Origin of the sequence: Microcoleus sp. CZ3-B2 (assembly GCF_036705055.1) — a bacterium.
Taxonomy (GTDB): domain Bacteria; phylum Cyanobacteriota; class Cyanobacteriia; order Cyanobacteriales; family Microcoleaceae; genus Microcoleus.
This window is the reverse complement of the sequence record NZ_JAUBTN010000023.1, coordinates 59,407-80,772: the sequence shown is the minus strand read 5'-3', so window position 1 is coordinate 80,772 and position 21,366 is coordinate 59,407. Positions and strand designations below refer to the sequence as shown.

Here is a 21,366-nt window from a genome sequence, read left to right as displayed (position 1 = left end):
TCGCTATAGATGCAATAAAAAAATATTTATTGGAATGAATATTTGGAATGTTTCATCATTATAAAATCAAAATCCAAGGTACGCTAACGGAAGTTAACGCACCTGATAATTTCATAATTGAGACAATTAGGTAACGTCTATCGCGCTACCGCTAAAATCACTCGCCCCAATTAAGGCGGAATTCGTGTTAATTAAAGAAGCGAGGGTTTCTCCGGTTGATGCAATTTTAATTAAGGTGGAAGTGCCACTTTGGGCAATCTGTAAAGCGCCGAAATTCAAACCTCCATCTAATCGGATTATGTCTATGCCATCTTGGAAATTGTAGATGGAATCCAGACCCATTCCTGGTGCCAAAACAAAGGTATCGATCCCTGCATTACCATAAAGCCGATCGCTCCCTGCACCGCCATTGAGGATATCATTTCCATCACCCCCATAGAGAATGTCATCACCGTCACCGCCGAGGAGTTCGTCATTACCCGCATCACCGTAAAGGCGATCGCTGCCATTACCACCGCGCAGCAAATCGTTATCATTGCCACCGTAGACAATATCGTCGCCGTCGCCACCATCGATGATATCGTTTCCAGCTTTACCGTAGATAATATCGCTACCCGCTAAACCATTCACTTGGTCGGCATTTGCAGTCCCTTGAAAAACATCGTTATTGGGTGTGAGGTTGACAGGAGTGACAGGAGGGCTATATACCAATTCAAAAGCTGCATCCAAAGAAGGAATAGAGGTGTACCTAGGGGTGAAAAGAGCCGGAGCATTCTGATAAACAAAATTTCCCCCCGGATAAACATCACTATAAATGGCCGCTTGCACACCTGTTCCTGGAATCCCATCAGTTACCCCCTCTGTACTGATCAAGACTGCATATTTTTGTCCTGGTGTTAATGATGAGATGTTAGAGTTAAAAGTGAAGGTTTGAAAACCTGCTCCATGAGTCGTGGATTGAGCCGCACTCTGATATAAAATTGAACCCGTGGGAGCATTTGTGTTGGAATCCCAAGCCGTTACATAGGCTTTAAAATCTATTGTATCGGGATCAAAATCATAGTCGTCTAATATAATCTTAAACGATTGGAGCGATGATTCTGCTGCTGTGAAAGTTTGGCCATAGGTTTGTGTTTCAGGCTCCCCAAAAGGATAAATTCCGTCGTTGCCATTCCACTGGCTTATAGTTTCTTCGGTAGGAAGAACAGAGTCGTAGTTCGCCATAGCCTCGGCTTGCAGTGCCAGCACTGGCTGCATCTGGGTTGTTGTGACTTCTAGTTCCCAGTTTCCACCTTTAGCTGCACTCCCCGTCAGTGTCTTAGAAGCAGCAATTTCTGACCCAGTGAGGGCGTGTAACTTGGTAATAAATTCTTCCCCAGCATCCCCAGCCGCCACGTTGCAACCGTAGAGGAGGAGGTTGGTAACATTCCACTGTTGGAGTTGGGGGGCGTAGTGGTGGAGGGTATCTAAACTCAGTTGGCTATTGCCCACATACAAGCAACCTGGGGAACCGTGAGAAATAATATGAACGGCATCAATATTCTGACGCTGTTGTAAAACCTGGCTAATTTGCTCGATGCCATCTGCCGTTTTATCTAAGACAAAGACTTCAGAAGTGGGAAGAACCCCCTCAATGAGTAGCTCGGCGTTTTCTACTCCGGCATCGATAAAAACAATTGTGGTGGCTGGATTGATAGTTTTTGAAGTATTTAGCATGGGTTTCATCTGGGGAATGTCGTTGTTATTCATCAGAAGGTATTGCGGATAAAAAAACCTCTCTTAATGAGGATCTTTCCTGACTTCCTGTGGCGAGAGCCGCTGAGATCCTCATATCATCTTTGAGAGGGGAGAAAACGGATTGAATTGCTAAATCAGCTTGCTAGCTAACAACTCTCAACAGTTCTAGGGCTTCGTCGTACCCAAAACAGCGTTGCTAGTAGTACCTAGGTTGATGGTGTATCCTGCTGTGAAGGTATTGACTTGCGCGGTACCGCGAGCGCTGTCTTGTACTGTGTTGAGGTTAAAGCCGGCTGGGTCGCCAAGAGCGTTGAGACTCAGTGTACCCGCAGTACCAATGGCAAAGGCTGAGTTCTGTAAACCATTTGTATTGAGGCCGCTGTAGTTGAAAGAATGAGCGGCAGCATTTTCTTTGCCGACAGCAGCAGATACAGCCACACCTGTAACCAATGAGTTCGCGCCAACGGTGAAAGCCGCAGAACCGGCCACACCGCCTTCACCGGCACGGGCTACGGTAGCGAAACCAAAAGCATTGAGAATAACGAGACCACTAACGAAAGCAATACGACGAATCATAATTTTTCAACTCCAGGGTTGGTTTTTTTTGTTCTATTAGTTAGACGTTTCCCGAAGGTGATTTGTGAATTATTCAGTCTTTAGATAGATGGCATCTCTAACCTTTGGGGGATGATGCGGTTTGAGGGAGGATTTGACAAATTCCTGCTACGCAGTCGATCTCTTCCTGAAAATCTAGATTGACGAAACAAAGGATGCCGAATTTTTCCATGCCAAATTTCGCCTAGGGGCATATCGCGCCCAGCGCCTGTCATAGAGAAAGCGGGAATATAGCCCAATACGGTTCAGTTAAGCTCGATCCCCCTAGCCCCCCCTTAATATCAATTCCGGCTGCACCGGAATGATATAGAGATATAGAGGACACGGCAGTGCCGTGTCCCTACAATTGATCGTGGTAGGGACACGGCACTGCCGTGTCCTCTGCACCCTTATCCTCCTTTAAATGCCGAACAGCTTATAGCCAATTGCAGCGATCGCGGCCGCATTAATGCCGCCTGCACGCCGCTTTTGGCTTTGCCAAGACGAGGAAAGCCAAAAGCTGTAAAAACTGATTTAAAGCGATTTTCTCCCTGCCTATTTTTCTGATGGAAGAAAGCCAGCCGCCGCCACTGTCTGCCCACATCCTCCAGTACAGTGGAAAAAGCGATACAGAAGACGCAACGCTGCGCGATATGCCTCGGGCACCCTGGCGCGATCGCATTTCGGGCAAGTATGGGTTTTCTGGCGTTGAGAAACTGGGAATACAGCGGATTGCACTCGCTGGTAGTACAACAGCTTGGCGTGCGGGCACCATTAATGCTGCCTGCACAGCAAGAGCTTTTTGGCTTTCCCAAGACTCAGAAAGCAATGGGCTGTTGGCGTTAGGGGCGATCGCTTTTTCGCTGTCATTCCCCAGAGTATTAGCCAAGATCCGTAGGGGCGAATAATCCTTCGCGCCTAGATGCACAACACACACCGCCGCTTGTGGAACTTCCCCACCAGCAACAATTTCTCTGTCTCCTATGTCCCCATCAGATTGAGCATTCACTAAAACCGACTCTTGAACTTCCCTACGGGCAACAATTTCTCTTTCTTCTATCTCCTCTTTAAGAGTTTTTTTTTCAGTAATATTCTGAGACTTTTTCCCTTTGGCAGACTGAGGAGAAACCCTCGACTTAGGATTAGACAAATCCGAGTCAGTCCCATCTTCCCCGAAATTTTCATTGAACCGCTGACGCAAAATTGCCCGCGCCTGGGAAATGCGCTTGCGGACGTTATCGTAGGATATACCAAGCTGTTCGGCAATGTCTGGATAAGATAGCCCTGATTCAAAATGGAGAATAAAAGTCTCGCGCAATCTATCTGGCAACTCATCTATTGCGGCGCGAAAAAATAATTCGAGTTCGCGCTCCATAGCAGCACGAACTGGTGTTTCTTCTTGGCTAATTAATTGGGTTTGGCTTTCTACAGCAATGGTGTCTAAACTCTCAACTCCTACTGCACTTCTGTTGCGCTCTCGATGGATATCGGCGCACAGGTTATAAGTCAGTTTGGTTAACCAAGCCTTAAAGTTTTTGATATCATCCGTACAATCTCTTGCTTTCTGCCAAGCTTTCAGCATCGCCCGACTGAGGGCATCTTCGGCATCGCTTGGATTTCCCATCCACTTGCGACAGCAACGGTAAAGATAATTTTGATGCTGCTGCCATAATTTCCAAAAAGCTGAATCTATATCTTGAGTGCCTGAGCAAGGGATTGATGCAGAACTACAACTTAACATCTCTGGAGCCTGAAACTCTAGGTGGACAAACAACTTGCGATTAATTTAGGCAGTAATTTACCTAGTCTCAGATGCATCTATCGCTATGTTGACTCACCACTCAGGCTCATGTCAGTCGGAAAAGTCGGATCTTTAAAGTCGGAAAAGTCGGAAAAGTAGGATCTTTTTCGCTATGAGTGCACAGCTCAAACATCCCTCCGGCAGTTTTAGGACTTACGCAAAGGGATTTTTGACGCTATTGGTAGCGATCGCGTGGAAAGCTAAGCACTACAGATAGAGTTTATGGGTAATTTATAAATTTAATTTCGCGCAGCTAAAATCGGAACTTTAAGATTAAAAATCCTTTGACAAAGGATTAAGCCACAGCAGAATTGTCCGTTTTAATTGATTTAATTCCCGATACACTTCTTGTTTGACCCATTGTCCGATCGCGTCGAAGGGAGTAAAAATTTGACCCATAGGCCAGCTAACATCTTGACCTAATGGTGTTTGATGGTTGCCGGCTAGAGTCTGAACTGTAATCATGTCGGGAAATCTCGGTTTTAGCAGATTTGTCAACAGCAGGGTTTGGTCGATGTTGTCGCCGTTAAATTTGACTAAAAGATTGCGCCGGATTTGATAGCTATCTTGCACTAGGCGATTGGTGTCTTGCGGGGAAGGGGTAAACTCTACTTTAAAGACGGGGGAAATTTGCTCGACGATGGGAATGGCTTCGGAGGCTGCATAATTGTTGAAAGAAATCAGAATATTGCCTGCCCTTTCTATGTCAAATACAGAACCGATCAGCAAGTGCAGTTTGCATCCCATGCTGTGCCCTATCCCGTAGATGGGGAGATAGGAAGATTTGAGCAATTTAGTGGCGCGCAGGCGATCGAGGGCATTTTCAAATTTGTTGAGGACATCGCGGGCGATCGCAATATGATCCAAAGTATTGACAAACGGCGTTGCTACTACAACATATCCTTGATTCCCCAAAGCTTCTAACAGCCAGCGATAGGTTAGTTGCGGCGCACTCGCCACAAATGCACCGCCGAGAAAATGCACGATCGCGATCGGTTTAGAAGGAATTAATACCCAGTTGCCGGAAACTTCTTGCCAGTCCATAAATTTCATCAAGTTTAAACTAAAAAGGCGATCGTTCTCTGAAAAGCAGAAAGTACAAAATAGAATTTTTTCTAAATCTTTGCTTTTAACTTTCTGCCTAAAAAAGGGGTTTGATATCATCTCCGGTCTACGATCGTAACAAAAAAAAGGTTCGTAGTGCGGACGACCGTCTGCAGAATCAAAGCGGACTCGCATTGGGCCGGCGCTAACCAATCTTATTGCGGTCAATTGACCGGACAGGATCTCCTCTAGGATTTCCCGCCGATTTGGGAGGATTGCTGGGAGTTCAATTCTACCGAATCACTGGTATCTTCTACAGTTAAATCGCCCAACGGATCGTGAGCCTTTATCCATTTCCATTTGTTCACAGCACCTTTCGGAGACAACACTGTGGTAGCAATGCCGTACATTAGAGTCTGCAACACCTCCCGATTTAACCAGCTTTGTCCCAGCTTTCTCATGTAGTGCAGTGCCAAAAGTTCTCGAAATTTGTTAAATTTTTTCAACCGTGGCAAATTATTAAAACATACCTGTTCGTACTCGTTGAGCGATAACTCTTGTTCTCCCCGCAAGCGTCGCAGTTGGTTTTCCTTGACACAATCAGCAGCTATGCGCTTTTTCAGCCAGTGTTTGTCTGTCAGAGAGTTCCCTCTAATTCGATAATTTCCTAAAGGTGTCTTCGTTGCTAACAAGCCGTGCTTTTGAGCAATTTTGGTAAATAATTCTGTATCTTCTCCTACCTGCCAATCTTCTGCAAAGCCACCTTCTTGGAGTAGAATAGAGCGATCGACTACCACAGAAGACGGAAAAACCCAAGGACTTTCACCTGTCTCCTTAATCGCCTGCATTTCTGCTTTAGTTGTAGGATAGGTGGCAATATAGCCCAACTTGTTGCCGTGCTTGTCTAAATATCGCAAAGCATGAGCCACAGCTTTGACTTCGGGATTGTCTTCGAGCATTTTTAAACAAACTTCTAGCTTGTTTGCTTCCCAGGTATCGTCGCTGTCGAGAAACGCTACATACTTGCCCGTTGCTCGATTTATCATTAAATTTCTAGCCTTAGAAACTCCAAAATTTTCGCAATTTCGGAAGTATTGAATTCGGGAATCTTGCTCGGCAAGTTTAGCAGCAATTTGGGCTGTAGCGTCTGTAGAGAAGTCATCAATAATTAAAATTTCTAAATGCTTGTGAGTACCGTTGACTGCGGAAACAACTGTTTCGGTTAGAGTGTCTGCTGCATTAAATGCAGGAATAATTATACTGACTTTTTCGTTGTTCATGAATTGAATTAGCTAGGGATTGGTAGTTATTTTTTTTTAAGTATGGTTTTCGCCACTTAGGAATGAAGATTCCATGAAAATACTGAGAAAGTAGGAGTTTTATACATAAACTGCAAATTGCAGGCTTTGAAAGCCACCAAGTGCGATCTAGTGCGATTTCCAAGGCTTTGTTTTAGCTGTTAACTTTCCAGCCAGAATGTTGTTATCGTTTCGATCGTTCCAGCTTCTTTCCACTGCCTGGCGTTTAGGCACGCACAGAAATAGGCTGCTATTAGGAGCATCTGTGTTTTACTTTAACGCTCGTAAGTCTTAAAAAAATGCTTTTTAAAAGTCGGAAATACTCCCATGCTATTTTTGTCCGATCGTATTTTGTACGCACTGTTAACAAGACTCTAGTTCCACCATTATATAACCTTGTTAATTTTTTGAGACTAAATTCATTGAATTAACTTTTGATATCATCATAGTCGGGACAGTTTTTAATCGCCAACGGTAGAATTATTGTTATTGCCCATTTCTGGTGAAACCCTCACGCGCGCGATACCGCTCTCAGTCAGGGAATTTATTCTAAGAGCGGTATCGCGGTGAGGGTTTTTAGGAGATTTAGGTAACGACAATCGGTATGATTAGGGTGGGATATTCTCCATTCTGTGAAATATTAACGGTAGAATGTGGGTTTTGGTCGCCACCTCAAAAAGTGTCGGGAGTATTGTAATTAAACTATCGGACTAATTGAAATAGTAACTTTGTAGCTATTAATTATTGTATGTCAATTGAGATTTAATCTATATCTTTAGGATGATGTTATTCAAATTCTGCTGTAAAATTAACTGAAAAATGGGGGGGCGAATGTTTTTTAAGTTAAGCGGTAAAGTGCGAATTTATACTTGTTTCCTAACGGTTTTGCTGTTCGGCGGCTGCCAGCAGCAACTACAGCCAAAGTTGCAGCAGCGCAGCAAACAGGGCATGGTAGTTTCGGCTCACCCTCTGGCGAGTGCTGCGGGGCTGAGGGTGTTGCAAGAGGGTGGCAATGCGGTGGATGCGGCGGCTGCTACGGCTTTGGCGATTTCGGTGGTGGAACCTTTTTCGGCGGGTATCGGGGGCGGGGGTTTTTTGCTGCTGCGGCGGGCCGAAAGGGGGACTGTGCAAGCGCTGGATTTCCGGGAACGAGCTCCGAAACGGGCGGGGCGGGATATGTACCTCGACAAGCAAGGCAAGGTGCGCCCTAGGGCAAGTCTGGACGGGCATTTGGCGGCGGGTATTCCGGGTACGGTGGCTGGACTTTATACGGTGCAACGCGAGTACGGGAAGTTGCCTTGGGCGCAGGTGGTGGCGCAGGCGATCGCCCTTGCGGAAAATGGCTTTCCGGTAAGTTCCCGCTTCACAAAGGCTGTTGGGGGGCGAGTGGATGCGATTAAAAAAAACCGGGCGGCGCGGGATATTTTTACTCGTGGCGGCATTGTATACCAGCCGGGAGAACTTTTGGTGCAGCGGGATTTGGCGCGGACTTTGCGGAAAATTTCTCAAAACCCGCAAAGTTTTTATCGCGGGGATATTGCGCGGGCGATCGCCAGCGACATGGCTAAAAACGGCGGCATCATGACTCTCGAAGATTTGAAAAACTATACGCCGATTTGGCGCAATCCGGTTTGCGGTAACTTTCGCGCTTACCAAATTTGCGCGATGTCGCCTCCTTCTTCCGGCGGCGTTCATTTATTGCAAATCTTAAATATCCTCGGAGATACGGATCTCAAAAGGTTGGGGAGGAAAAGTCCAGATATGCTACATTTACTGGCGGAGTCGATGCGAATTGCTTATGCCGATCGGGCTGAGTATTTGGGCGATCCCGATTTTGTGAGTGTACCGGTTAAAGCTTTGACTAGCAAGAATTATGGCAAATTTCGCCGATCGCAAATCGACATGAAAACAGCCAAACCCTCGACGGAGGTAAAAGCTGTTGATGCTAAAACTTTGAGCCGTTTTGTGCGCGAGTCGCCGGAAACTACTCACCTGACGGTAGTTGACTCGGATCGGAATGTGGTGAGTTTGACGTTTACGGTGAATGGTCGTTTTGGGGCTGCGGTGGTGGCGGCGGGTACGGGAATTTTGCTCAACAACGAGATGGACGATTTTGCCGCTGCGCCAGGAGTGCCGAATTTGTCTGGTTTGGTGGGCGGTGAAGCAAATTCGATCGCCCCTAGAAAAACTCCTTTATCCAGCATGACACCGATGATTGTCACAGAAAATGGCAAATTTCGTCTCGCTGCCGGTGCCCCCGGAGGTAGCACGATTATTACCACGGTTTTGCAAATTGTGCTGAATGTGTTGGTTTACGACATGAATGTCGGCGAGGCTGTATCTGCACCGAGAATTCACCACCAGTGGCTGCCCGATCGCCTGATGGTGGAACGCGGAGGTTTTGATGCTGCGACGCTATCGGAGTTGCGCCGCCGGGGACACCAAATTGTGGAACGCGACGGCTGGGGAAATGCTAATGCGATCGTCCTGACGCCTGATGGTTGGTTGGAAGGGGCTGCCGATCCGCGCGGGGAAGGAGAAGCAAAAGGGTTTTAGTCATCCACGATCTGTCATTAGTAATTGTGGCGATCGCCAACCGTATAAAAACTCGTTTTAATTGCTATCCAGTGTGTAAGTCTGGAAATTATTCGTTTGTCTGCGTGTATTTCGGACTCAATATTTTTGCACTGAGCTTTATTGACTGACTCACCACCACAAAATACCCATACAATTTACAATAAAAACCGTAAATATACTTAGATATAAATTCCTTGTAAAGTCCCTAGACATTCATACTTATATAATGTGAAAATGAAGTTACGGAATGAATCAGCTTAACAATTATCACACGAAAACTATGATAAATCTTAACAAACTTGCTAGCTTAACTGCTGCTCTGAGCTTGTTGGCCGCCCCAGCAATGGCATTTTCGGTAGGAGCAACTAACAACACTGAGACTTTGAAAAACAAATTATTGGGAAATAATACAGCCGGACTGAGTGATTTTTCAATTTCAATTAGCGGGAATTCTGCTGCTTTTGGTACTTTTATGAATGACCCCTTTGGTTTGACATCAGGTGTTGTTCTCAGTACCGGTAAAGTCACAGATATACCGGGTAAGAATCAGAAAGATAACGTAATCACCAACGGCAGCGATTTAAACACGGACTTTGGGCCAAAGGGCGAAGAGGGAGATTTGACTCAGCTCAACCTCAGTTTTTTTGCTAATAGCACGGTTGAAAAATTGTTTTTTCAATATGTATTTGCTTCTGAGGAGTTTCCTGAGTTTGGCGGCTCTGAATTTAATGACGATTTTGAACTGCTGCTAAACGGCACTAATTTAGCCAAATTGAGCGACGGACAAATAGTGACAATTAATAATCTTGTTCCCGATCCGTATAATCGCTCTCAAGATCACCCAGACTATATTGACAACCCAAGTTTGACAGGTATTGCTGCTAATATTGTTAGGCTGGATGGTTTTACTAAAGTTTTAGGTTTTGAGGGTTTGCTCAAGCAAAATCAGACGAATGTTTTGAGCATCCGCATTAAAGATGTGGGTGACGGTAATTTAGATTCTGCTGTATTTATTAAAGGCGGTTCTGTGGGGACGGTTCCAGCGCAGCCAGTTCCCGAACCGATGACTGTGGCGGGTTTGATGGCGGGAGGCGCGATGCTGGCTGCTGGACGAAAGTTGCGCGGGCGGAAGAATTAGTATTAAATTCGATCGACCTCGATGGAGCCAGTAACGGGGTTTTATATGATGTCCGGTGGATTGACTGCGATAAGTAAATATCGCTTAGTTGCGTACTAAAGTCCGCAACTTAAGAACAAACTCGCATTCCGCGCTACGAACCGCAACTTAAGAAAAAACTCGTATTGCGCGCTACTAACTCATTTTATTGCTGTTGTTCTCAGGGGCATAATATAAGTTTGGAGCGGAAATTTACTAAAATCAGATTTTTGCAAAACTCAATCATTCAGTTATGAACACTACCGTCGGGTAATATTGCACCTGTTAATCTAGCTCCCGTAAGTTTGACCATTACCCGATCGCCATAACCGATTTTAGCACCCGTTAAATCCGCACCGCTCAAGTCTGCACCGCTCAAATCTGCTCCGATTAAATTAGTTTCTCTCAAATTAGCATTGATCAAACAAGCCCCTAACAAGTTTGCTCTAAACAAGTTAGCTTTTTGCAAATTCGCACCTGTAAGGTTGATATTGTGCAGAAAAGTATCGCTTAAGTCAGCTTCGCTCAGGTTTGCATTGCTCAAGTTTCTCCCTGAAAAATCTTTTTCTTTCAAGGAAGCTCCTTTAAAGTTAGAACCGCTCAAATCGGGAGCTTGCGGCGCAGCAGGGCGGTAAGGTTGAGATGGCTGCGGCGGTGGCGATTGGTAGCGGGAAGCATCAGAATAGGGCCCGGTAGGATTTCCCGCATAGTTTCCAGCATAATTTCCCGCATAATTTCCCCCATATTTTCCTGAAGAGGGTTCGGGAGAGTAGCGGGGTTCTTTTGGCGTTGCTGGTGACGGCTGGGTGTTTTGTGGCTGAGTGTTTTGTGGCTGAGTGTTTTGATACTGAGTGTTTTGATACTGAGTGTTTTGATACTGAGTGTTTTGTTGCTGAGTATTTCTGTACTGAGTGTTTTGATACTGAGTGTTTTGATACTGAGTGTTTTGTTGCTGAGTGTTTTGTTGCTGAGTTTGTTTTCGCTGGGTGTTTTGTTGCTGAGCTTGTTTTTGCTGGGTGTATTGCTGCTGGGTATTTTGTTGCTGAGTTTGTTTTTGCTGGGTGTATTGCTGCTGGGTGTATTGCTGCTGGGTGTATTGCTGCTGAGTTTGTTTGTATTGGGTATTTTGTTGCTGAGCTTGTTTGTACTGAGTATTTTTGTGCTGAGCGTTCTGATTCTGACCTCTTACCTGAATCGATCGCAATTGTTCGCGAGCTTGATTAATTTGCTTAATCTTTTCTTCCGCTTTCTGCAATAATCTGGGATTGTCTTTGGGGATGCGATCGGGATGCCAAATGAACGCTAAATCCTTGTAGGCTTGAGTAATTTCTTCTCGGGAAGCTCCCGGCAGCAGATCCAGGACTTTATAGTATTGGTCGAGGTCGCTCATATTACCACCTTTCGCTTTAAGAAATTACGAATTAAAAATTAAGATCGGAATAAAGACAGCGTTAAAAGCTGGCTTTTCCGATCGTACATTAAACCAACAACAACTCAACTAAACCGCTGCAGGCAAAAAGTCTCGGATTCGCTGCAAATATGTTGCGGCATCCTCCAACATCGGAAAATGAGCCGTATTGGGAATTATAACAAATTCTACTTTTTTGCTGAGGGAGGCTGCTTGTTCTCCCATGACGGCGGGAATAATTCGATCGAATTCTCCTGCTACAAGCAGCGTGGGAACGCTCAACCGTGCGAATTCTTCGGGCATTTCCTCGGCAGCTCTTTTGCTGACGGCCGTCACCATTGTACCAATAGCAGCTTCTTCGTCTGCCATTAAAAAATCCTTGAGAAACGCCAGACTGACCTCTGTAGGGAGAGATTGGCGCAAAAACCGGGCCATAAAGATGCGATCGGCAAACGGGATAGAAGCCAGCCAAGACGGCCGAAATTTCACGACATAACCGCCGAATTTATGAAAAGTTGTAAAGGCTTTCTCGTCGTATTCAAAAATCCCGCTGCAAGTAAGAATTGCTTTTTCTACTTTTTCGGGATAAAGGTTGAGAAATAAAGTCGCAATAGATGCGCCTGTAGAGTGAGCGTTGAGAAAGACGCGGGGTAAATTCAAAGCTTCTAATAATTCGGCCAAGTCGCGGGCGTAGGTTTCGAGTTCGTAGCTAGACTCAGGTGGTGATGGCGGCAAGGGCGATCGACCAAAACCTCTCATATCGTACAGCAAACAATCAAAATCATCAGCCATAGCCCGCGCCGTGCTTTCCCAGTAGCGCGCCGAGCCGGCCCAGCCGTGGAGAAATACCATTACTGGTTTGCCGCTGGGTTGGGCGCTGTTGTCTGCGGTTATCCACTCGTAATAATGTTCTACACCGCCAATTGAAATGAAAGCCATGAGCTTAATTTTAGATTTTAGATTTTAGATTTTAGATTTTAACTCATCGTTCTGCCTGACAGGGCATATCCAGACGTTCTGCCGACCTTTTTGCCTGGTAGCGAGTAGTCCTACAAATCACTTAAAGATTGCTTTAGGAGCGATCGGGCGATCGCCTCTGAGGCGAGCATAACTCATATCATGCAAGCAGGAAAAGATTAAAAGAAAATTTACTGTCAAAAAAATCAATAAATTAGAAGCAGTTAGATGAGCTGGTGGACTGTAAAAATCAGCGGTTAATCGGGAATCCAAGCAATCCCGATCAAACTGTGACTTCGATCGAGCGAACAGTCAACATCCGTTCGTAGTGAATCGACCGGACACGATATCGATCCACCCACATCTGCGGTCAAAAATACCCAAAAATCTCAAGTCAAAATTAATAGACAAACCAGACAAACGAACTATCAAAAAATCAGCGTCAATCCGCCCTAATCAGCGGTCAAAAATCTCAAACAGCAGAAGCAGCCAGCCAAAACAAACCATCCACCAAAAGCGTGCTCAAAACAGCGCCGCTGAAGGCGCGCCAGTGCAATTGTGCGTCGCGCAAACTCAGCAAACCTACGGTTAGCAACACAGCAATTAAAAGTAGAGCGCAACCTATGCCCCAAGGAGTGTCAATTTGCCCGATCGCACTTTGAAAAATCGGCATAGCGAATTCCGGTTCCGCGTACATAACTTTCCGCCAGTAAGGCATCAACCCAGTCAAATAAAAATATAAATCAGTAATTGCAGTACCAAATAGCGAACCCAGGTAAAAATAGCTGCCCACTTTTCCCCAAGATTTGTTCAAGCACCAAATAGCAAAAGGCAACCCAATTGCTTCTATAGGTAGATGTAAAATAGGTTCCCATCTAAACCAGCCCCAATAGATGGAACCCGCCAGCCAACATCCGGCAAATCCTAATAATAAATCTCCCCAAAGTTGGGTTTTGGGGCGAAAAATTAGCACTAAACTGAGGACGAACCAGGGAATTGTGGAAAGCAAGCTGATGGTGGGATACAAGCGAACTAAGGGTGCTTGCACGAAGACGGGAATTGAGACTAAAAATGCTGAGGCACAAAATATTAGCCACTGTTTGATGCTGTTTTTTCTGTCTGAAGACAGAGGATTTTCTAGACTAGAAACAGTGACAATAGGTGCGATCGCCGATGATACTAAATTAAAATTAAACAACTGATTGGACTCCGTACTGTTTCAATAGGTGGACTAAAAATTTGGCTGCGGTTGTGGGTTTTGCGGTTTCAATACCGGCTCGGTTTTGGCTGAGGTGCCAGCCTTTGGCGGTTTGGGGATCTTGCCATAAATCTAAATGTGCGATCCTCTTCGAGGGCTTCGCTAACGCCGGATCTGCATAAAAGCTGTCTCCACCGCTGCCGAGAATGGCTGAACTCCAGTGCGTGAAGCGATCGTGGCTGAGCCTGTGGATGGGAAAATTGCCCCCTAGGGGTACTCCCCAGCCGTCTAGGGCAAAAAATGCCCCGACTTGGCCGCCTAGTTGCTGCCACATCCATGCGGCCCCGATCGCCCCGGCTACTCCTGCCGAAAAGCTCACAAATACTAAACTTTCTCCGGTCAACTCTTGACTGCATAAAAAGTGAAATATGTCAAGCGCTGAAAAAGGCGGGTGTTTATGAGCGGGAAAAATCTTGACAGGGTAAGATGTTTGGGTATTTTGCCGAGGATTGTCTGGTTCCCACACCTCCGAAAGTCCCGCTAGGAAGCGATCGGTTAGTTTTGGGTCGTGAACTCCCGGACAAATTACCAGTCTCATCTTGCTTCAATAATATTAATTATCAGCTTAACATAACTTTACTTAATTGTACACCATAACTAATTATATGCTATCCAGGGGGATAGGATGTTAAACTAATAACAGAGTCAAGTTTGAAGAGTATCCCCCCACAATAAACGCTGGGAACGCTCCGAAACACCGAAACTGGAGGCAAGGTGAGGAAGTCTTAAGAAAACATAAAACTTAACGCTAGCCGAAACCCCTGGCGGACTACGGGATAATGGGGATATCCGGGCAGCCGAGAAACCAGATTTTTTTCGCAATTCTGGTTCATCCTTGCTGCGACTCTTAAAAAAATTCAAATTGAGGAATACAAAGTGGTTGCTTCTCCCGAAAAAATTGAGTTAAAAACATCTGCTGCACCCGCAAGTAACGATCGCGTTGCAGTCTTGCTGATGGGTTACGGCGAAGTCGAAAGCTACGACGATTTTGCCAACTACAACGAACAAGCTTTAAATTTACTTACCGCCAAATTCGCGCCGGTACCGACTTGGATTTATCCGCCGCTGGCGAAGATTTTAGCAATTTTTGACTTGCACGAGTGGAGTCACAAACACGGTCAATTTGTTTCGCCGCACAATGCTATTTTTGAACAGCAGCGCGCCGGAATTGAAAAGAATTTGCAGGAAAAATGGGGCGATAAAGTAAAAGTTTTCAAAGCTTTTAACTTTTGCGCGCCGTTTTTGCCGGAACAAGTAATTGCCGAAATTAAATCGGAAGGATTTGATAAAATCCTGATTTATCCGCTGTTGGTAGTTGATTCTATTTTCACTAGCGGCATTGCAGTGGAACAGGTGAATAATGCTTTAGTCAAAACCACTGACGGCGGCGAACATTGGGTAAAAGGACAGCGCTACATTCCTTCTTTTTACGATGAACCGGCTTACATTCAGCTAATGGCTGATATGGTGGAAGAGGAAATTAAGAACGATTTGGCTGTGGCGCATTTGCCTTCTCAGATTGGGATTGTGCTGATGAATCACGGTTGTCCGCACAAGGCGAAGGGTTTTACTTCGGGTATTGTGGAAAGTCAGGCTTTGTACGATCGCGTGCGGGAACGTTTGATGTATCGCTATCCTTTGATTTCGGTGGGTTGGCTGAACCATGACACGCCGCTGATTGAGTGGACTCAGCCGGATGCGACGTTGGCTGCGAAGAATTTGATCGATTTGGGTGCAACTGCGATCGTGTTTATGCCGATCGGATTTGCGACGGAAAATCACGAAACTTTGTTAGATGTCGATCATGTTATTGAGTCATTGCAGAAACAGCGTAAGGGAGTAACTTACCGCAAATTGCCTTGCGTGAACGATCGTCCTGAGTTCTTGAAAATGGCGGCGGAGTGGGCAAATCCGCAGATTGAAGCGCTGTTGAGTGAGACTGCGGTTGCTGTTAATCCGAGTTTGGCTTCGGCGCACCGCGAGCACGCGCATTCTCATGAAGGGCACGGGCATTCTCATGGGGATCACGGGCATTCTCATGGTGATCGCGGGCATTCTCATGGCGGACACGGGCACAGTCACTAATAGGACTTGGGCCTGAGAGCTCAGAAACCGGGTTTTTTGCGAAGATACTGCATGGAAATGGCAGATTTAGTGAAAAACCCGGTTTCTTTTGTTGGGGTGCGTAGGTCGAAATTTGGGCGAAAAGGGCGATGGTCCTTTGGTGTTTTTGGCTGAAAGGGCGATCGGCTTTTTTATCAGCAGGTGTCAATTCTTAGAAATCACGCCACATCCCGCAGAGATATTGCGCTAAAATACAAACTAAAGTTTTTCCAAGATTTGAAAAATTGAGAAAATCTTAAACTCAACTACTGGCAAATCTGCAATTATCTTAGAAAACGGAAGTTGTATTAATGACATCCCACACCTTAAACTTACCCGTTCAGCTACAAAAAGAAGCTGAAAAATTGGTGGCACTCCAAGGCATTTCCCTCCATCGATTTATTCTCTGGGCTGTACCGGAAAAAGTCGCTGTCTAAACCGCTACTGCATCTGGATATCGATTATGACCCTCAAAGAACAACTTCTCCAAACCATTGAAACACTGCCTGATGACTTGCTAGCACAAACGCTGCAATTCGTCCAAACCCTTCAACATCCCATTCACAAAACTCCAGGAATTTGTGGCGGTGCAGCGGGAATTCGCGATACTCGCATTCCCGTCGGGACGATTATCGCCTACCAACAACAGGGCGCAACTGAAGCCGAACTTCTTTATAATTATCCAGGAATCACCCTTCAAGATTTGCAAGCGGTTGCGAACTATTACGATCGCAACCGAGAAGAAATCGAGCTGTGGCTGGCTGAAAATGAATAACTGCTAATGCTAAAGTTTTACTCAAATGAAAACTTCGCTATGGCGATCGCCCCAACCAACCGATCGATCTCCGCCTCAGTGGTAAAATAGTGAACGCAAGCCCGCACGCAATCAGGATTCAGAATTGTTCTCACCATAATTCCCTGCTTTTCCAACAAACCAACCAACTGCTTGTGCGGCATCTTATTCATCAATCTAAACGAAACTAAACCAGCTTCCGGTGCAGATGTTCGCAAACATTCCACATCGGGAAGTTCCGACAAACATTCCCAGAGATACTTGCTCAAACGGCAAATTTCTGCATACCTTTCCTCCACAGTTCCCCATTCATGCTGAAGGGCGATCGCACTTCGCAAACCCGCATACAAAGGATAAGCCGAAGTCGCAATCTCGTAGCGCTGCGATCCAGCCTTCCACCCAAGAACTTTAGCATTAGCATCCGTCACAATTCCCCGCCAACCGATAAACACCGGATGCAAATCTGCCAAAGCCGCCGCACTCACATAAAGCCCGCCCAAACCCTCCGGGCCACACCACCATTTATGACCAGTAAAAGCATAAAAGTCAACCCCAGATTCAATCAAATTTAAAGGTAAAACCCCCACCGATTGAGCCGCATCAACTAACACTTTCACTTTTGTTTGATGACATACTTTTACAATCTCAGTCAGAGGCAAAACTTGACCAGTATTCCATAAAATATGACTGATTACCAACAACCGAGTATTTGGCTGCAAACTATCAGCAATTACCTGCACTGGAGATCCTTCATTCAAAGTAGCAGCCAGCGGACAAAACGAAACCTCAATGTTGAAACGGCGCTGAAGTTCCATTACACTAGCTACAATGCCCGGATGTTCGCAATCAGAAAGCAGCAAATGGTCGCCTGCTTTCCAATCAATGCCCCACAGCGCAATATTGCAGCCCACGGTGACATCCTCAGTCAGGGCGATGGTTTCAGCAGGTACGGCCAACTCAGATGCGATCGCCCGTCGCGTCAGCATCGCCTCCTGAACCACCCAAGCCCCCACCTCCCCCGAAAACGGCCCCCCAAGCTGCACCCGCTTGTAAGCCTCATAAATCGCCTCTAAAGCAGGCTCAGGCAGCGGCCCTTGTCCGCCGTAGTTAAAATAAGCTTTATTGGCCAAAGCTGAAAATTGTTGCCGGTGATTGTCCTTTGTCATTTTTTTTGGGGAATTATTGATAACGTTAATATTGCATAAATGTCGATCGTCCAAAACCTCTCTAAAAAAGGTTTCTTCTTCCTTCTTCCTCCGCTAGCATCTCTTTTGGGCATTTGTAGTGCTATTTGAACACAGTAAGTCGTCCTGAAACCTACTTTTTAGATGCCGCATAAATCCTCCCGACTAATGACTAATGACCAATGACCAATGACTAATGACTTCTAATTATTCTCTGCCTTGCGAATACTAAATGTTAATAACTGACAAACTGCTACTTTCCTATCAACGATGCAATCTCCGAGCATTTTTAGACACCTGCGGAGACTGGAAACAACTAGATCCCCCCAGCGACTTTTTGCTGAAACTGATGCGCGACAGCGCCGCATACCAGCAGCAGGTTTTGGAACACGAGACTTACCAACAACCATATTATCCTAGAGGGGATTGGGAAGCTGGCGCGATCGCTACATTGAGTTTAATGCAGCAAGGAGTCGATCGCATTTACCGAGGAGTTCTAATCCAAGGCGAATTGGGCCAAACCAACGGTAAATTAACTTCTATGGTAGGAATTGACGGTCAATATTTCTCAGATACGGGGGAAGTCTCCCAAACTAATATTCATCTTTCATCCTCCACTCCGCACTCTTCAAATATTACCCTCGTCAGCCGCCCGCATTTATTAATCAAACAGCCAGGACAATCCAAATTTGGCGATTGGAGTTACGTTACTGCCGATATTTGGCTCAGCAAACGACCAAAGCTAGACTATCAAATTATTGCAGCTTTTCACGCCAGAATATTAGCGGCCGTGCAGGGAAAAATCCCCGAATCTGCGTGGCTAATGCTGCGAAAAAAAGGGTTTTGGGAAGTGAATATCGATCGGCGAAATCCTCAGATGTTCGAGATATTAGATCGCTGCATTCAGATGATAGAAAATATGGATAAACCCGAAGTGTTCATTTCCCGCCAAAAATGCAATCTTTGCGGTTGGTATACTACTTGTCATGGGGAAGCAGAATCTATTAAACATCTTTCGCTATTGCCCGGAGTTACTGCCGGCCGCTATGCTAGACTAAAAACTCTAGGAATTACTGATGTAGAATCTCTCGCTAATGCTAATTCCGAATTGCTGGCCGATTATCCAGAATTTCCCGACAGAGTTGCTTTTGATGTGGTGCGGCAAGCTCAATCTCATTTGTTAAATCAACCGCTGTTGCGGGAAGAAGGAAGTTCGGCAACGGATTTTATAACGGATGTAACGGATGTCAGTTCGATGGAAGTCGGAAGAGGGAAGAAGGAAGAAGGAAGGCACGACACGGATTTTGACATGGATACACGGATCAAGGATATAGAAGAAGGTAGAAGTGAGAATTTAGAACAACTTAACTTATCTGAAATAGTACCAGATATTGTAGATAATATCTTGAATGACATCACAGTTGAAGAAGTAAAAATTAGAGAAAATAAACCAGCAGCACCAGCAAAGCCTGCGCCTATTCTCCGCAGCAAACCAATTCCCTATTCTCAATCTGTTTTTTTGTCGGTAGCCCCAATCGAACTCTATTTTGACATTGAAGCGGAACCGGAGATGAATTTAGATTATCTCCACGGAGTCTTAGTTGTCGATAGGTACAACAAAACTGAAAAATTCCACGGTTTTCTGGCAGAATCAGCAGCAGAGGAAGGTGCAATTTGGGAGCAATTTTTAGAATTAATGTGGGCTTATCCTATTGCTCCGATTTTCCACTTTTGCGACTACGAAGTCAAGACTTTTAAACGCCTAGCTAAACTTTACCATACTCCAGCTTATTTGTGGAAACCAGTGCTGAAACGGTTTGTAGATATTCACAAACAAGTGACGCAGCAGGCGATTATGCCGGTGGAAAGTTATGCGCTAAAACCCATCGCCCGCTGGTTGGGTTTTGACTGGCGGGATGCTAAGGCTAATGGGGCTCAGTGTGTCTGTTGGTACGATGATTGGCTCAAAACTGGCGATCGATCGATCTTGGAGGCGATCGTCCGCTACAATGAGGACGACTGTCGCGCTACTTATGTGGTGAAAGATTGGTTGACTAATTTTTTGCTGAATCAGAAACGGTGATTTTATGATTAAACGAACCGCGAAGGCGCAAAGGGCGCGAAGTTAGAAAGAGAAGATAGTAAGATGCGAAAGTCAGCAAAAATAATTATATTTATTTCCTGTTTTTTGATAGCAGCAATTGTGGCAATTTTGATGAATTTGTCAGTCCAATCTTTCGCCCTTACCAAAATAGATTTTATCGGCAGAGCAATATTTCCTACTGGTTCTCCGTTTCAGGGGACGGAGATTGGCGGACTTTCGGGGATTACTTACGATGCCGAAAAACAAGTTTATTATGCCATTTCGGATGACCGCAGCAGCAAGGCTCCGGCTCGCTTTTATTCTCTCAAAATAAACTTGAAATCGGGTAAATTGGAAAAAGAAAATATTGAATTTACTGGTGTCACTACTTTATTAGATGAAAAGGGCGAAAGTTTTCCGAGTTTAAGTTTAGATCTAGAGGGGATAACTTTTGCGGGCAATAGCGTGTTTGTTTCTTCGGAGGGAGATGTCGATCGCCAAATCAATCCTTTCATCAAAGAATTCTCCCTCGACGGTAAACTGCTCAAAACGCTGCCAATTCCCGATCTATTTTTGCCAGACGACAAAGGCACTAAAGGCATTCGCAACAATCTATCCTTTGAAAGTTTGACTTTAACGCCCGATCGCCAATATCTATTCACCGCCACCGAAAACGCTATGGTACAGGATGGCGCCGTGCCTTCTCTGGAAAAAGGCAGCCCGTGCCGGATTCTGCGCTACGATGCGTTAAGCGGCAATCCAGATGCCTCCTTTGCCTACATCACCGAACCGCTACCCCCTGGTGCAAATCCTGTGGGAAAATTCACTACCAATGGTTTAGCGGATTTGTTGGCGATCGACGACAAGCGCTTGCTGAGTTTAGAGCGTGCTTTCTCCCTGGAAACCGGCGTTACTGTTAGGCTATTTGAGGTTTCTTTGGAAAAAGCCGATCGCATAGAAGGGATAGAAAGCCTCAAAAGCAGTCGGGGCGAGGTTTCTCCCGCTCAAAAACGGCTGCTGCTGGACTTGGAAACCCTAAAAATTCCCCTAGACAACATTGAGGGGTTGACATTCGGCCCGGAGTTAGCCGATGGTAGCAGAGGTCTGATTTTGGTCAGCGACAACAACTTCAGTCCCCTACAAGAGACTCAGATTTTGGGCTTCCAAATAAAAGTTCAAAAAACCTCTTGACAAAAGGTGAAGTTATAGGCATAATAGAAATTGTGCCTGAAAGAACGGCAAAACGAGGGACAGTAGTTCAATTGGTTAGAGCACCGCCCTGTCACGGCGGAAGTTGCGGGTTCGAGCCCCGTCTGTCCCGTTCTCTCGTAAATATAAAGTTTAAGCAGTTCAGCTTTGTAAAAAAGCTGAAC

General features: G+C 45.5%; 17 protein-coding genes and 1 tRNA gene. 8 read left to right on the top strand and 10 right to left on the bottom strand.

Annotated elements, in window-relative coordinates:
• Positions 1 to 126: 126 nt before the first annotated feature.
• The 5 genes from QUA97_RS13115 to QUA97_RS13095 all read right to left on the bottom strand — a co-directional run bounded on the left by QUA97_RS13115 (position 127) and on the right by QUA97_RS13095 (position 6,456).
• Positions 127 to 1,749: a DUF4347 domain-containing protein gene (locus QUA97_RS13115; protein ID WP_194069985.1), complete on the bottom strand. Its 1,623-nt coding sequence runs from the start codon at positions 1,747 to 1,749 to the stop codon at positions 127 to 129.
• Between the two features lie 153 nt (positions 1,750 to 1,902).
• Positions 1,903 to 2,313 (bottom strand): hypothetical protein, encoded by a 411-nt coding sequence (locus tag QUA97_RS13110; RefSeq protein ID WP_194069987.1) that lies wholly within the window; start codon positions 2,311 to 2,313, stop codon positions 1,903 to 1,905.
• Positions 2,314 to 2,797: 484 nt separating this feature from the next.
• Positions 2,798 to 4,072: an RNA polymerase sigma factor gene (locus QUA97_RS13105; protein WP_333194825.1), complete on the bottom strand. Its 1,275-nt coding sequence runs from the start codon at positions 4,070 to 4,072 to the stop codon at positions 2,798 to 2,800.
• A 333-nt stretch (positions 4,073 to 4,405) separates the two neighbouring features.
• A complete protein-coding gene (locus QUA97_RS13100) occupies positions 4,406 to 5,176 on the bottom strand; it encodes a DUF1350 family protein (protein WP_194070001.1) in 771 nt (256 codons plus the stop codon).
• A gap of 248 nt (positions 5,177 to 5,424) precedes the next feature.
• On the bottom strand, positions 5,425 to 6,456 hold the full coding sequence (locus QUA97_RS13095; RefSeq protein ID WP_194069991.1) for a glycosyltransferase family 2 protein: 1,032 nt from the start codon (positions 6,454 to 6,456) through the stop codon (positions 5,425 to 5,427).
• Between the two features lie 849 nt (positions 6,457 to 7,305).
• Here QUA97_RS13095 and ggt point away from each other — a divergent pair.
• Both ggt and QUA97_RS13085 read left to right on the top strand, forming a co-directional pair.
• Complete coding sequence (gene ggt, locus QUA97_RS13090; protein WP_194069992.1) at positions 7,306 to 9,030, top strand: gamma-glutamyltransferase; 1,725 nt, start codon at positions 7,306 to 7,308, stop codon at positions 9,028 to 9,030.
• 301 nt (positions 9,031 to 9,331) lie between these two features.
• A complete protein-coding gene (locus tag QUA97_RS13085) occupies positions 9,332 to 10,189 on the top strand; it encodes a choice-of-anchor L family PEP-CTERM protein (RefSeq protein ID WP_194069993.1) in 858 nt (285 codons plus the stop codon).
• 265 nt (positions 10,190 to 10,454) lie between these two features.
• On the opposite strand, the gene QUA97_RS13080 is transcribed toward QUA97_RS13085, so the two are convergent.
• The 4 genes from QUA97_RS13080 to QUA97_RS13065 all read right to left on the bottom strand — a co-directional run bounded on the left by QUA97_RS13080 (position 10,455) and on the right by QUA97_RS13065 (position 14,368).
• Positions 10,455 to 11,597 carry a pentapeptide repeat-containing protein gene (locus QUA97_RS13080; protein ID WP_333093020.1) on the bottom strand — a complete coding sequence of 381 codons (1,143 nt, stop codon included), beginning with the start codon at positions 11,595 to 11,597 and terminating at the stop codon, positions 10,455 to 10,457.
• Positions 11,598 to 11,705: 108 nt separating this feature from the next.
• Positions 11,706 to 12,554 (bottom strand): alpha/beta fold hydrolase, encoded by an 849-nt coding sequence (locus QUA97_RS13075; protein ID WP_194069995.1) that lies wholly within the window; start codon positions 12,552 to 12,554, stop codon positions 11,706 to 11,708.
• Positions 12,555 to 13,044: 490 nt separating this feature from the next.
• Positions 13,045 to 13,770, bottom strand: a complete 726-nt coding sequence (locus QUA97_RS13070) for a DUF3120 domain-containing protein (protein WP_194012672.1) — start codon at positions 13,768 to 13,770, stop codon at positions 13,045 to 13,047.
• Positions 13,763 to 14,368: a hypothetical protein gene (locus QUA97_RS13065; protein ID WP_333194822.1), complete on the bottom strand. Its 606-nt coding sequence runs from the start codon at positions 14,366 to 14,368 to the stop codon at positions 13,763 to 13,765. The genes QUA97_RS13070 and QUA97_RS13065 overlap by 8 nt, the downstream gene beginning before the upstream one ends.
• A 338-nt stretch (positions 14,369 to 14,706) precedes the next feature.
• Here QUA97_RS13065 and QUA97_RS13060 point away from each other — a divergent pair, with 338 nt between their 5' ends.
• The 3 genes from QUA97_RS13060 to QUA97_RS13050 all read left to right on the top strand — a co-directional run bounded on the left by QUA97_RS13060 (position 14,707) and on the right by QUA97_RS13050 (position 16,708).
• Positions 14,707 to 15,915, top strand: coding sequence for a ferrochelatase (locus tag QUA97_RS13060; RefSeq protein ID WP_333194821.1), 1,209 nt, complete (start codon positions 14,707 to 14,709; stop codon positions 15,913 to 15,915).
• A gap of 329 nt (positions 15,916 to 16,244) precedes the next feature.
• Positions 16,245 to 16,370 carry a hypothetical protein gene (locus QUA97_RS13055; RefSeq protein WP_255515912.1) on the top strand — a complete coding sequence of 42 codons (126 nt, stop codon included), beginning with the start codon at positions 16,245 to 16,247 and terminating at the stop codon, positions 16,368 to 16,370.
• 26 nt (positions 16,371 to 16,396) lie between these two features.
• Positions 16,397 to 16,708: a DUF433 domain-containing protein gene (locus QUA97_RS13050; RefSeq protein ID WP_194069998.1), complete on the top strand. Its 312-nt coding sequence runs from the start codon at positions 16,397 to 16,399 to the stop codon at positions 16,706 to 16,708.
• Between the two features lie 17 nt (positions 16,709 to 16,725).
• Here the strand turns inward: QUA97_RS13050 and QUA97_RS13045 are convergent, their stop codons facing one another.
• Entirely contained in the window at positions 16,726 to 17,892 is a 1,167-nt protein-coding gene (locus tag QUA97_RS13045; RefSeq protein ID WP_333194819.1) for an aminotransferase class V-fold PLP-dependent enzyme, read from the bottom strand.
• Positions 17,893 to 18,142: 250 nt separating this feature from the next.
• Here QUA97_RS13045 and QUA97_RS13040 point away from each other — a divergent pair, with 250 nt between their 5' ends.
• From QUA97_RS13040 to QUA97_RS13030, 3 genes are all read left to right on the top strand, one after another.
• Positions 18,143 to 19,993 (top strand): TM0106 family RecB-like putative nuclease, encoded by a 1,851-nt coding sequence (locus tag QUA97_RS13040; protein WP_333194817.1) that lies wholly within the window; start codon positions 18,143 to 18,145, stop codon positions 19,991 to 19,993.
• Between the two features lie 63 nt (positions 19,994 to 20,056).
• Positions 20,057 to 21,184: an esterase-like activity of phytase family protein gene (locus QUA97_RS13035; RefSeq protein ID WP_333194816.1), complete on the top strand. Its 1,128-nt coding sequence runs from the start codon at positions 20,057 to 20,059 to the stop codon at positions 21,182 to 21,184.
• A 56-nt stretch (positions 21,185 to 21,240) separates the two neighbouring features.
• Positions 21,241 to 21,314: transfer RNA gene (locus tag QUA97_RS13030), tRNA-Asp, on the top strand.
• The last annotated feature ends 52 nt before the right edge of the window (positions 21,315 to 21,366 follow it).